At 59.6% G+C, this 13,285-nt stretch carries 9 protein-coding genes; all 9 read right to left on the bottom strand.

Translation table 11 applies throughout. From position 1 onward, the window contains the following. Positions 1-114 precede the first annotated feature (114 nt). Positions 115-4,563: a glutamate synthase large subunit gene (gltB, locus tag ACP7E4_RS16575; protein WP_426116108.1), complete on the bottom strand. Its 4,449-nt coding sequence runs from the start codon at positions 4,561-4,563 to the stop codon at positions 115-117. 356 nt (positions 4,564-4,919) lie between these two features. Continuing rightward, positions 4,920-6,551, bottom strand: a complete 1,632-nt coding sequence (locus ACP7E4_RS16570; RefSeq protein ID WP_426116106.1) for an AAA family ATPase — start codon at positions 6,549-6,551, stop codon at positions 4,920-4,922. 10 nt (positions 6,552-6,561) lie between these two features. Then, the gene (gene aroB, locus ACP7E4_RS16565) at positions 6,562-7,665 is read right to left on the bottom strand and encodes a 3-dehydroquinate synthase (RefSeq protein WP_426116104.1); all 1,104 of its coding nucleotides are present in this window, start codon (positions 7,663-7,665) and stop codon (positions 6,562-6,564) included. 129 nt (positions 7,666-7,794) lie between these two features. Continuing rightward, positions 7,795-8,313 carry a shikimate kinase AroK gene (gene aroK, locus ACP7E4_RS16560; RefSeq protein ID WP_426116102.1) on the bottom strand — a complete coding sequence of 173 codons (519 nt, stop codon included), beginning with the start codon at positions 8,311-8,313 and terminating at the stop codon, positions 7,795-7,797. A 4-nt stretch (positions 8,314-8,317) separates the two neighbouring features. Continuing rightward, the gene (gene pilQ / locus ACP7E4_RS16555) at positions 8,318-10,393 is read right to left on the bottom strand and encodes a type IV pilus secretin PilQ (RefSeq protein ID WP_426116100.1); all 2,076 of its coding nucleotides are present in this window, start codon (positions 10,391-10,393) and stop codon (positions 8,318-8,320) included. Positions 10,394-10,449: 56 nt separating this feature from the next. After that, complete coding sequence (locus tag ACP7E4_RS16550) at positions 10,450-10,977, bottom strand: pilus assembly protein PilP (RefSeq protein ID WP_426116098.1); 528 nt, start codon at positions 10,975-10,977, stop codon at positions 10,450-10,452. After that, positions 10,974-11,597 (bottom strand): type 4a pilus biogenesis protein PilO, encoded by a 624-nt coding sequence (pilO, locus tag ACP7E4_RS16545; RefSeq protein WP_426116096.1) that lies wholly within the window; start codon positions 11,595-11,597, stop codon positions 10,974-10,976. The genes ACP7E4_RS16550 and pilO overlap by 4 nt, the downstream gene beginning before the upstream one ends. Beyond that, entirely contained in the window at positions 11,594-12,160 is a 567-nt protein-coding gene (locus ACP7E4_RS16540) for a PilN domain-containing protein (protein WP_426116094.1), read from the bottom strand. The genes pilO and ACP7E4_RS16540 overlap by 4 nt, the downstream gene beginning before the upstream one ends. Next, positions 12,160-13,224, bottom strand: a complete 1,065-nt coding sequence (locus ACP7E4_RS16535; RefSeq protein ID WP_065831602.1) for a pilus assembly protein PilM — start codon at positions 13,222-13,224, stop codon at positions 12,160-12,162. Before ACP7E4_RS16535 ends, ACP7E4_RS16540 begins: the two co-directional genes overlap by 1 nt. Positions 13,225-13,285 lie beyond the last annotated feature (61 nt).

The raw sequence follows: 13,285 nt of genomic DNA, 5'->3' as shown, positions 1-13,285 counted from the left end.
TTTGTGCCTCTTCGGCAGCTTCAAGCGACACGCTTCAAGCTGCAAGAAATCAAATTCTGTTCAACCCACAGAGCTGCAAGCTTGTAGCTTCAAGCTTGCAGCTTGTGGCTGCAGTTACTGTGGATTGGCGCGAGTGCTGGAGAGCAGCGATTTGAGCGTCGCAGCCTTGGGCTTGACCATCCAGAAGCGGCGCAGGTAATCGTCAAGGTTTTCCCAGACGTTACGGCCCCACTCGCTATCGGTTTCCTCGACATACTCGGCCAGAACCCGCTCCAGATGGCTGCGATAGGCTTCCATCGACTCGCCGCTGATGCGCTGGATTTCCACCAGTTCGTGGTTGACCCGGTCAACGAAGGTGTTGTCCAGGTCCAGCACGTAGGCGAAACCACCGGTCATCCCGGAGCCGAAGTTGTAGCCGGTCTTGCCCAATACACAGACGAAACCGCCGGTCATGTATTCGCAGCAGTGATCGCCCGTGCCTTCCACGATGGTGTGGGCACCGGAGTTACGCACGGCGAAACGCTCGCCTGCCGTACCGGCCGCGAACAGCTTGCCGCCCGTGGCACCGTAGAGACAGGTGTTGCCGATGATGGCGCTGTCCTGGGTCTTGAACGGGCTGCCTTTAGGCGGAACGATGACCAGTTTGCCAGCGGTCATACCTTTGCCGACGTAATCGTTGGCGTCGCCTTCCAGATACATGTTCAGGCCGCCTGCGTTCCACACGCCGAAGCTCTGCCCGGCCGTGCCTTTGAAGCGGAACGTGATCGGGGCCTTGTTCATGCCCTGGTTGCCGTGCAGCTTGGCGATTTCGCCGGAGATCCGCGCGCCGATGGACCGGTCGCAGTTGCAGATGTCCATGGCGTACTCGCCGCCGCTCATGCTTTCGATGGCCGGTTTGGCCAGCTCCACCATGCGCTCGGCCATCAAGCCTTTGTCGAACGGCGGGTTGCGATCCACGAGGCTGAACTGCGGCTTGTCTGCCGGAATGTGATCGCTGCCCAACAGCGGCGTCAGATCCAGGTGCTGCTGCTTGGCGGTTTCGCCCGGCAGGATATCAAGCAGATCCGTACGCCCGATCAGCTCTTCCAGGGAACGCACGCCCAGTTTGGCCAGCCATTCGCGAGTTTCTTCAGCCACGTAGGTGAAGAAGTTGATCACCATTTCGACGGTGCCGATGTAGTGATCCTTGCGCAGCTTTTCGTTCTGGGTCGCAACACCGGTGGCGCAGTTGTTCAGGTGGCAGATACGCAGGTATTTGCAACCCAGAGCAATCATCGGCGCGGTACCGAAACCGAAGCTTTCGGCGCCGAGAATCGCTGCTTTGATCACGTCGAGGCCGGTTTTCAGGCCGCCGTCGGTCTGGACCCGAACCTTGCCGCGCAGGTCGTTGCCGCGCAGGGTCTGGTGGGTTTCGGCCAGGCCGAGTTCCCACGGTGCGCCCGCGTATTTGATCGACGACAATGGCGATGCGCCGGTGCCGCCGTCATAACCGGAAATGGTGATCAGGTCGGCATACGCCTTGGCGACGCCTGCGGCAATCGTACCAACGCCCGCTTCAGCAACCAGCTTGACCGAAACCAGCGCCGCCGGGTTGACCTGCTTGAGGTCGAAAATCAGCTGCGACAAGTCTTCGATGGAATAGATGTCGTGGTGCGGCGGCGGCGAAATCAGCGTCACGCCCGGTACTGCATAACGCAGCTTGGCGATCAGACCGTTCACTTTACCGCCCGGCAGTTGCCCGCCCTCACCCGGCTTGGCGCCTTGCGCAACCTTGATCTGCAACACATCGGCGTTGACCAGATATTCAGGCGTAACGCCAAAGCGGCCGGTGGCGATCTGCTTGATCTTGGAGCTGCGAATCGTGCCGTAACGGGCTGGATCTTCACCGCCTTCACCGGAGTTGGAGCGTGCGCCCAAGCGGTTCATGGCTTCGGCCAGCGCTTCGTGAGCTTCCGGCGACAGTGCGCCCAGGGAAATACCGGCCGAGTCGAAGCGCTTGAGAATTTCGCTCAACGGCTCGATGTCGTCGATGGACAGCGGGGTTTCGAGGGTCTTGACCTGGAACAGGTCGCGAATCATCGAAACCGGACGGTTGTCGACCAGCGCGGTGTATTCCTTGAACTTGCTGTAGTCGCCTTGTTGCACGGCAGCTTGCAGGGTGCTGACCACATCCGGATTGTAGGCGTGGTATTCGCCACCGAACACGAACTTGAGCAGACCGCCTTGCTGGATTGGCTTGCGCGGGCTCCAGGCTTCGGCGGCCAGGGCTTTCTGCTCGGCTTCCAGATCGACGAAACGTGCGCCCTTGATGCGGCTCGGTACGCCACGGAAGCTCAGGTCGCAGACCGCTTCGGACAGACCGATGGCTTCGAACAGCTGCGCGCCACGGTACGACGTGATGGTCGAGATACCCATCTTCGACAGGATTTTGAGCAGGCCTTTGGTGATGCCTTTGCGGTAGTTCTTGAAGACTTCGTAGAGGTCGCCCAGCACTTCACCGGTACGGATCAGGTCGCCCAGCACTTCGTAGGCCAGGAACGGATAGACCGCCGAGGCGCCGAAGCCGATCAACACCGCGAAATGGTGCGGGTCGCGGGCCGTTGCGGTTTCAACCAGGATGTTGCTGTCGCAGCGCAGGCCTTTTTCAGTCAGGCGGTGGTGAACAGCGCCTACAGCCAGCGAAGCGTGAGCCGGCAATTTGCCCGGCGCGATATGACGGTCGGTCAGGACGATCTGGGTCCGACCGGCGCGCACGGCTTCTTCAGCCTGATCGGCGATGTTGCGCACCGCCGCTTCCAGGCCGATGTGCTCGTCGTAGTTGAGGTCGATGATTTGCCGCTCGAAACCCGGACGCTCCAGGGTCATCAGCGAACGCCACTTGGCCGGGGAAATGACCGGCGAACTGAGGATCACGCGGGAAGCGTGCTCTGGCGATTCCTGGAAAATGTTGCGCTCGGCACCGAGGCAGATTTCCAGCGACATGACGATGGCTTCACGCAGCGGGTCAATCGGCGGGTTGGTGACCTGCGCGAACTGCTGGCGGAAATAGTCGTAAGGCGAGCGCACACGATGGGACAGCACGGCCATTGGCGTGTCATCGCCCATGGAACCGACCGCTTCCTGGCCTTGTTCGCCGAGTGGACGCAATACCTGGTCGCGCTCTTCGAAGGTGACCTGGTACATCTTCATGTACTGCTTGAGCTGGTCGGCATTGTAGAAAGCCGAACCGTGGTCGTTATCTTCGATGGTTGCCTGGATGCGCAAAGCGTTCTTGCGCAACCACTGTTTGTACGGATGACGCGACTTCAAGCGGTTGTCGATGGCATCGGTGTCGAGGATCTGGCCGGTTTCGGTGTCCACGGCAAAGATCTGACCCGGACCGACACGGCCCTTGGCGATGACGTCTTCCGGCTTGTAGTCCCACACGCCGATTTCCGACGCCAGGGTGATGTAACCGTTTTTGGTGGTCACCCAGCGCGCCGGGCGCAGACCGTTACGGTCGAGCAGGCAGACCGCGTGGCGACCTTCGGTCATCACCACGCCAGCCGGGCCGTCCCACGGCTCCATGTGCATGGAGTTGTACTCATAGAACGCCCGCAGATCGGGGTCCATGGTCTCAACGTTCTGCCACGCAGGCGGAATGATCATGCGCACGCCACGGAACAGGTCGATGCCGCCGGTGACCATCAGTTCGAGCATGTTGTCCATGCTCGACGAGTCGGAGCCGACGCGGTTGACCAGCGGGCCCAATTCGTCGAGGTCCGGCATCAGTTCGTTGGCGAACTTGGTGCGACGGGCCTGCGCCCAGTTGCGGTTACCAGTGATGGTGTTGATCTCGCCGTTGTGGGCGAGGAAGCGGAACGGCTGCGCCAACGGCCATTTCGGCAGGGTGTTGGTCGAGAAGCGCTGGTGGAACACGCAGATCGCGGTTTGCAGGCGCTCGTCGCTCAGGTCCGGGAAAAATGCCGTCAGGTCGCGCGGCATCATCAGACCTTTATAGATGATGGTCTTGTGGGAAAAGCTGCAGATGTAGTGATCGGTATCTTCAGCGTTGGCCACCGACGAACGGCGACGGGCGCTGAACAGCTTGATAGCCATTTCCTGATCGCTCAGGCCTTCACCACCGATGAACACCTGCTCGATTTTCGGCAGACGCTCCAGGGCCAGACGACCCAGCACGCTGGTGTCGATTGGCACCTGACGCCAGCCGATCAAGGTCAGGCCAGCGGCGAGGATTTCGCGATTCATGTTCTCGCGGGCAGCTTCAGCCTTGGCGTCGTCCTGATTGAGGAACACCATGCCCACGCAATATTGACCCGGCAGCTCGTTACCAAAGTGCTCTTTGGCAATAGCGCGCAGGAATGCGTCTGGCTTCTGAATCAACAGCCCGCAGCCGTCGCCGGTCTTGCCGTCAGCGTTGATCCCACCACGGTGGGTCATGCAGGTCAGGGCTTGGATAGCCGTCTGCAACAGGTGATGACTGGGCTCGCCTTGCATATGGGCGATCAGGCCAAAACCACAGTTATCCTTGAATTCATCTGGATGGTACAGACCTGCTTTCATAGACACTTTCTCACCAGGCTGCCTCTATTCGAGGCAAATTTCTTTTCAATTCAACCAGTTACCTCTCGCGCTGAACGTACGCCAGCTTGGCGGGAGCAAAAGGGAGGTCATTGTACACACCGACACAAGGCGTCACAAATTTAACGACGAACAGGCGTAAATTCGTGTCGCATTTATGAAGGTTTATAGCGAGATGTTGTGCTAGTCAAAATCTTTTTTGTGAGATTGACCGAAGCACCCTGAAAACACGATGCGCCTGCAACGCAGACAGCACAAGGCGCGCTACCGTTTGGTAGCACGCTCAAGCGTTAAAACAGGGTTGCTGGGTGAGCGGCCTGGATAAAGCCGCTGCGACTTCAGCGAGTTGCGCCGAGCTCCTGTTGGATGCTGGCGACAGTACGAGGCCAAGGTTTACCAGCCTGAACCTTGGCTGGCAATACCTTGATGGCTGCCAGGGCGGCAGCACGGTCAGAAAAGTTGCCGTAGGTGATCACATACAGCGGCTTGCCTTGCAGCGTTTTCTTGAAGTAGCGGTACTCGCCGCCTTGCTCGGCTACGAAAGCCTGGGCAGTGGCTTCGGAGCTGGTACCCAGAATCTGCACGACATAATGGCCTGGCGCCTGACCGCTATACCAGCTGCCGCCGGCTGCCGGTTTTGCAGCCGCAGCGGCTGGCGCTGGTGCTGCAGGTTTGACCGCTGGCTTGGCCGTGGCGACCTGTACAGGCGGCGGCGTTGGCACCGCAGCAGGCTTGGCTACCGGGGCCGCGGGTTTTGGCACAGCAGCCGCGGCTGCCGGAGGCGGCGCGATGGAAGAGCGCGGTGTCGCGCCCGCTGCGACGCCAGCAGGTGGCGCGGTGGTAGTGACGGTCGGTGGTTGAGCGGCAGACGAAACCGGCACGCCGTCATCGTCGCCATCACCCGAGCCCGCCGCTTCGGCCAGAGGACCGCGCATGACTGGCTGCGAGTTTCCGCCCAGCGGTAAAGGCACGGGCTGCGAGTTACCGGCGAACTCGATGGCCGGAGCGCCATTGTTCGATTGCTGCGTTACTGGCTTGCCCTGCCCCAAAGGCAATTGTGCCTGGGCATTGGCAGGCGCGTTGGCTGGCGCTGTAGTGTTGTTGCCGCGGCCGGGAATCAGCACTGCTGCCAGAACCCCCACCACAACGACCGCACCCAGAGCCAATACGTGTTTCTTCGGCATTTTGAACCCCATACTTGGACGCTTGACCGCAGTACGACTGGCGATCATCGCTTCAATCATTGAATCTCGAGCAACCTGGTTGATAGCACCTGGCCAACCGTTGGAATGCTCGTGAATGTCGGTAATCTGCTCGGCCGTGAACAGCTGGATGCCTTGACCCGCACCGTCCAGCCGCTGCGCCAGGTATTCCCGGGTTTCGTCTTCGGTATACGGCTCAAGCTCGATGACGTGAAAGCGCTCACCCTCGACTTCAGACTCGGCACACAACTGTTCCAGGCGATCGATGAGCGATGCTTCACCGAACAGGAACACATGCGGACGACCTTCCGGCGTACCCGCCGCCAGACCCAGCAATGCTTCGAGTGCGGATTCGCCCAGTTGTTCGGCATCATCCACCAACAAATAGACTTCCTGGCCAGTCAGCGCCAATTGCACGACCTGGGCGAGGATGGCGCGCATCTCGGCCTGGGCAACGCTGAGCGCTTGCGCGACCTGACGCAAAACCCCGGCCGCATCGCTGGCGCCACGCGCCGAAACCACGACGCTCTGCACCGACTGCTTGTTGGTGCTCGCCACCAACGCCTGACGCAGCAAAGTCTTGCCGCTGCCTTGAGGACCGGTAACCGCCAGCAGCAACTGGCTGTAACGCGCCAGGTGATGGAGCTGACCCAGTACAGGCTTGCGCTGGGCAGGGAAAAACTTGAAGCCAGGCACCCGCGTTGCAAAGGGGTCATGACTCAACTGGTAATGGCCGAGGAAGGCCTCGTCCGCGTGCAAACTAGTCATGGATTTTTCGTTAACCTCTAAGCTGATCCACGAGAGCGCGGTAATCCGCAACCAGCGTGGCCTGTAATACTTCTTTCGGATATTCGTCGGTGATCACCGCTTCGCCAATCCGGCTCAGCAACACCAGACGCAGGCGACCGTCGATCACCTTTTTGTCGATTGCCATATGTTCGAGGAAATTGTCTTCAGTCATGTCTTGCGGCGGCACCACGGGTAAACCGGCGCGCTGGAATAGCCGGATACCACGATCACGCTCGTCGGTGCTGATCCAGCCCAGGCGCGAAGACATTTCCAGCGCCATGACCGTGCCCGCCGCAACCGCTTCACCATGCAGCCAGACGCCGTAACCCATATGGGTTTCAATCGCATGGCCGAAGGTATGCCCGAGATTAAGCGTAGCGCGCACACCCGACTCACGCTCATCAGCGCCGACGACCAAGGCCTTGGCGGCGCATGAGCGTTCGATGGCGATGGTCAGTGCGGCCTGATCCAGCCCGCGCAGGCGATCAACGTTTTCTTCAAGCCAGGTCAGAAACGGTTCGTCGCAGATCAAGCCGTATTTGATGACTTCCGCCAGACCCGCCGAAAGCTCGCGCTCCGGCAAGGTATTGAGCGTTGTGGTATCGATCAACACCACGCCCGGCTGATAAAACGCGCCGACCATGTTTTTGCCCAGCGGATGGTTGATGCCGGTCTTGCCGCCCACCGATGAGTCCACCTGAGACAAGAGCGTGGTCGGGATCTGGATGAAATTCACGCCGCGCTGATAGCACGCGGCAGCAAAGCCAGCCATGTCGCCGATCACCCCGCCGCCCAGCGCGATAACCGTCGTACGCCGGTCATGGCGGGCAGTGAGCAGCGCGTCAAAAATGGTTTGCAGGGTTTCCCAGTTCTTGAAGGCTTCGCCATCGGGAAGCACGACCGGCAGCACGTTATAACCGGCCAGGGTGCGCGTCAGTCGCTCAAGGTAAAGCGGCGCGACGGTGGCATTGGAAACAATCGCGACCTGTCTGCCAACGATATGCGGCGCAAGCAATTCAGGGCGATCCAGCAAGCCTTCGCCGATGTGAATCGGGTAGCTCCGATCGCCAAGCTCGACCTTAAGTGTCTGCATGTGTCCCCACAATGATTACCGAATGGGTGTTCGCGCACGCATCTTGGCGTCCGCGTAAAAAATGGCTTAATGCCATGTCACGACCCTGCTTTTTATGGTCGCCGAGGATAGCGCATTTCCGTCTGCGCTTTAACGGGGAGGAAGCTCTGCCAAGCGCGCCAGGATGTCAATCACCACCATCCGCGGCGGCCGCTCGTCGGTTTCAATCACCACATCGGCGATTTCCCGGTACAGCGGATCACGGATCGCCAACAGATCGCGCAGCACCTGGGCTGGATTGCCCGTGCGCAGCAATGGACGGTTACGATCACGCGCCGTACGCCCGACCTGTTGCTCAACCGACGCGTGCAGGTACACCACACGCCCACCGGCATGCAACGCCTCACGGTTTTCGCTGCGCATGACCGCGCCGCCGCCTGTCGCCAGCACGATACCGTCACTGTCGCAAAGTTCGGCAATCATCGCCTGCTCGCGGTCGCGAAAGCCGGGTTCGCCTTCCTTGTCGAAAATCCAGGGAATATTCGCACCCGTGCGCAGCTCAATTTCCTTGTCGGAATCCTTGAACGGCAACCGTAGCTCTTTGGCCAGCAAACGACCGATGGTGCTTTTGCCAGCCCCCATCGGTCCTACAAGAATTAAATTTCGCACAGAATCAACGACTCACCGCAATCGCCTGGTTGTTCATGATACGCGGAGTGAGAAACACCAACAGCTCGGTTTTATCCTCTGAAACCACATCGCGCCGGAAAAGGCGGCCAAGATACGGCACATCGCCAAGAAATGGCACCTTGTCGACCGTTTTACTTTGCGTATTGGAGAACACTCCGCCAATCACGATGGTCTCGCCATCGGACACCAACACCTTGGCGTTGACTTCGTTTTTCTTGATAGGCGGTACGCCATTGACCATGTTCAGATAATCCGGCTCATCCTTGGTGACCTTGACCTCCATGATGATGCGGTTATCCGGAGTGATCTGCGGGGTCACTTCAAGCGACAGGGAAGCCTCCTTGAAAGACACCGACGTCGCGCCGCTGGAGCTGGATTCCTGATACGGGATTTCCGTACCTTTGAGAATTTTCGCGGTTTCCTTGTCGGACGTGACCACCTTCGGCTGAGAGACGATCTCACCGTTGCCGGTCTTTTCCATGGCGCTCAGTTCCAGGTCAAGCGTGGTGTTGTCGGTCAGGAACGAGATGCCGATCCCGGAAGTGGCACCGGAAGCGCCGAGGTCAACGTACGGCGCGCTGGTGCTTTGCCCGGTTGTCGTAGATGACGTGGCCGTGCCGCCGTTGGCCGTGAAGTTACCGTTGGTGCTCGAACCGCCCCATCGCACGCCCAGCGCCTTGTCGTAGCCGACCGTCGCCTCGACGATGCGCGCCTCGATCATCACCTGACGCACCGGGATGTCCAGCTGCGAAACAATCCGGCGCAGCTCGTCGAGACGATCCTGCGTCTGGTAGGCAATGATGTTGTTGGTCCGGTCATCGACAGTGATCGAGCCGCGCTCGTCGGCCTTGGCCTCCGCGCTGGTCACGGACTGGAACAGCTTGGCGATGTCAGCGGCCTTGGCGTAGTTCACCTGCAGCAATTCGCGACGCAGCGGAGCCAGTTCGGCGATTTGCTTGAGCGATTCCATTTCCTGGCGTTCCCGCGCGGCAATTTCATCAGCGGGCGCAACCAGCAGTACATTGCCGATCTTGCGCTTGTCCAGGCCTTTGGTTTTCAGCACCAGATCCAGCGCCTGATCCCAGGGCACGTTTTGCAGACGCAGAGTAATCCCGCCTTGAACCGTGTCGCTGGCCACCAGATTGAGACTGGTGAAATCCGCGATCAGTTGCAGCACCGAGCGCACGTCAATGTCCTGGAAATTCAGCGACAGCTTTTCGCCGGTGTAGACCGGCTTCTCCGCGTTGCGCCGATCTATATCCTCATGGGTCAGTGGCCGCACGCTGATGGTCAGCTTGTTTTCGGTCTGGTACGCCGAATAGTCGAAAGCGCCGGAAGGCTCGATGCTGATGCTGGCCTTGTCACCGGAAGCACTGGCATTGACGAACTGTACCGGGGTCGCGAAATCTTTGACGTCCAGGCGAACACGGAGTCGTTCCGGCAGCTGGGTCTTGGGGAAATCGACGCGAATCTTGCCGCCTTGCTCCTGAATATCCGGGGCGATGCTGGCATCCGTCAGTTCGATGACCACGTTGCCTTCACCCAGCTCGCCGCGCTGGAAATCGACATTCTTGACCGCCCGGCCCATCGGCACGTAAGGCCTGGCAGGTGCAGGAGTCGGGACCGCTACACGCGGCGCGCCCTGGGCGGTCGAAGGCTGCGATGCCTGGGCAGCCGCCGCGCCCTGACCAATGACGACGAACAGCTTGTTGCCTTCGACCCGAGAACTGTAAGGGGCCAGCGCCGTCAGGTTGATGATGACGCGAGTGCGATCCTTGGCTTCAATGACCACCACGCTGCGCGCGTTGCCAGTACCCAGATCGTGGGTCTTGTTTACCAGCTGGCTGGTCACGCCCGGCAGATCCAGGGCGATACGCGCTGGCTGCTCGGTGGTGTAGCCGCGCGGGGCAGGAACAGGCGCATCGAACGTCAGCTTGAGCTCGACCCGGTCACCCGGCAGCGCAGCAACGTCCAGCGTCTTGAGATTGGCAGCCTGGACAATCGGCGACGTCATCGCAATCCATAGCGACACGCCGATAATCGAGAGAATCCTAGTCATGTTCAATTTCCGTCCTGCTGACACGAGGGTCTGTTGCGTGCTTGGCTTGGCCCATTTCATGAGCGTTCTTTCAGGGAAATACTGCGCGGCCTTTCCAACCATGCCCCCTCTCCATCAGGAACTATTTCAATGACATCGACTTGCGCTTCGTTGATCGAAATGATCCGCCCATTGTTGCGTCCCAGATAATCCCCGACTTTCACGCGGTGAACACCGCCCGCACCCTTGAGCAGGGCAAAGGTCCCGGAATCGTTGGCCATGGTACCGACCATATCGAACGACTCGATATTAAATCCTTCGAGAAACTGCCGAGGACGCGCGTCATCCGGCTTGACCAGACGCGAGCCTTTCGGGCGGTTGATCATATCGATCTTGATTGGCGGCTGAAACGGACTGCGCAGGTTCGCCGCGTTATAGGTGAAGGCTTCGTAGGGACGAAACTTGGGCAACGGCTCGATAGTGCCCGAAGGTCGCGCGCGCGCTTCGTCCATGAAAGCGCTGAGGTCGGTAAAGGCACTGTCCCCCTCACAACCCGCCAGGCTCAGCAGCACGATGCCGATGAACAACAGTCGCGGCGCCCTCATTTCTTCAACCCTTGATCGTTATAGCGGTAGGTCTTGGCCAGAATACTCATGCGCAACATGGTCGGGCTCTTGGGATCCATCGGCTTGATGTCGAAATCATGCAAGGTGACGATCCGCGGCAGGCTGGCCACGCCGCTGACGAAAGTCGCCAGATCGTGGTACGCGCCGACAACGGTGATTTGTATCGGCAGCTCGATGTAGAACTGCTGGGCCTCTTCGGGCAGCAACTTGATTTCTTCGAACTCCAGCCCGCTGCCCAATCCGGTACGGGTGATGTCTTCGAGCAGCCCCGGCACCTCGGTATCGCTTGGCAGCTGACGCAGCAAGGCGCCGAAGGTGTTTTCCATTTCGGTCATCTGGGTCTTGTAAGGTCCCAGGTTTGCAGCCTGGAACGCCTTGGTGGTGAACTGTTCCTTGAGCGCGACCTCCTGGGCCCGCGCGCTATCGAGCTGGATTTCCAGGTCCTGGATGAAAAAGAAGTAACCGAGGGCCAGTACCAGGACCAGCAGCAACATGCCCGCAATGCCCTTGACCGCGGCAGGCCACGATCCCAGGTTTTCCAGCGTCAGGTCGCCGAAATCAATGCGCCGCAGCCCTTCCAGGGATTCCGAAAGATTCATGGCTTGGCCCCTTCAATCGCCGGCTGGGTCTGGCGTACCGTCAACTGGAAGGAATTGGCCCGATCCGTCGCGGTGTCGGCGCTCGCCTTGACCTCGTTGAGGACCGGCGCTTCCAGCCAGTCGGACGCATCGAGATTACGCATCAGGTCCGAGACCCGATTGTTGGACTCGGCCGCGCCATTGATGCTGATCAACTTGTCGGTCATTTTCACTTCGGAGAAATACACGCCATCGGGCAGCGTGCGCGCCATCTGATCGAAAATTCGACCGATGATCGGGCGGTTGCCCTGCAAGTCCTGAATGATTTTCATGCGTTCCAGCAACTGCTTGCGACGCGCGCGCAGCTCGCTGATTTCCTTGATGCGCTCGTCCAGCTGGACGATTTCCTTCTGAATAAATGCATTGCGCGCGAGCTGGTGAGTCACGGCGCTGCTGACGTACTGATCGAACAGCAGCAGTGCGCCGACCGCCGCGACCAGCACGCCGGTCAACGCGGTCAGGAAGCGCTTCTTGCGTTCTTCGCGAAGCTGTTCGCGCCAGGGGAGAAGGTTGATCCGGGCCATTAGTCGAAACTCCTCAAGGCCAGACCGCAGGCAATCATCAAGGCGGGTGCATCGCTGGCCAGGGCGCCCGCGTTGACCTTGGCGCTGAGGGCCATGTCCGCGAACGGGTTGGCGACCAGCGTTGGGGTGCCTATTCGCTGCTGAATCAGATGGTCGAGGCCGGAAATCGACGCCGTGCCGCCCGCGAGCATGATGTAGTCGACGGAGTTGTATTGCCCGGCAGCAAAGAAGAATTGCAACGAACGTGTCACCTGTTGAACCACGGCATCCTTGAACGGTTGCAACACCTCGGCGTTGTAATCGTCGGGCAGGCCGCCCTGCTTCTTCGCCAACCCGGCCTCTTCCATAGAGAGGCCATAGCGACGCTGAATTTCCTCAGTGAGCTGGCGTCCGCCGAACAGCTGTTCGCGGGTATAGATGATGCGGCCGTTGTGCAGCACGCTCAGGGTGGTCATGGTTGCGCCGATATCGACGACGGCGACGGTCAGTTGATCGTGACCGTTGCCCAGTTGCGCGGACAGCAGGCCGAAGGCGCGCTCCAGCGCGTAGGCTTCGACATCGACGACTTTGGCATTCAGCCCGGCGAGTGCCAGCGCGGCTTCGCGGACTTCGACGTTTTCCTTGCGGCAGGCTGCGAGCAGCACTTCGACACGCTCGGGATTGCGCACCGAATAGCCCTGGACCTCAAAATCGATGGCGACTTCTTCAAGCGGATAAGGAATGTACTGATCAGCTTCGAGCTTGAGCTGATTTTCCATGTCGTCGTCGGACAGACCGGCGTCCATCTCGATGGTCTTGGTAATGACCGCCGATCCGGCCACCGCAACGGCGACGCCTTTGACGTTGGTCTTGGCCTTGGCGAGCACGCGTGACAACGCATTGCCGACGCCTTCGAGTTCGGCAATATTCTTCTCGACCACGGCGTTGGCCGGGAGCGGTTCAACCGCGTAAGACTCGACCTTGTACCGGGTGCCGGAACGACTCAACTCAAGGAGTTTTACCGAGGTGGAGCTTATATCGATCCCTAGAAGGGTATTGGCCTTCTTACTGAAGAGTTCGAACACAACCTAATTCCTATGAGTTTCCGTCACTTACGGATATTTTTCTGTCCAAAGCCACTGTCGG

It is taken from the genome of Pseudomonas sp. DSP3-2-3, assembly GCF_049898225.1.
Classification (GTDB): Bacteria; Pseudomonadota; Gammaproteobacteria; order Pseudomonadales; family Pseudomonadaceae; genus Aquipseudomonas.
Note: the sequence above shows the minus strand (reverse complement) of the source record. Positions and strands in the feature narration are given on the sequence as shown.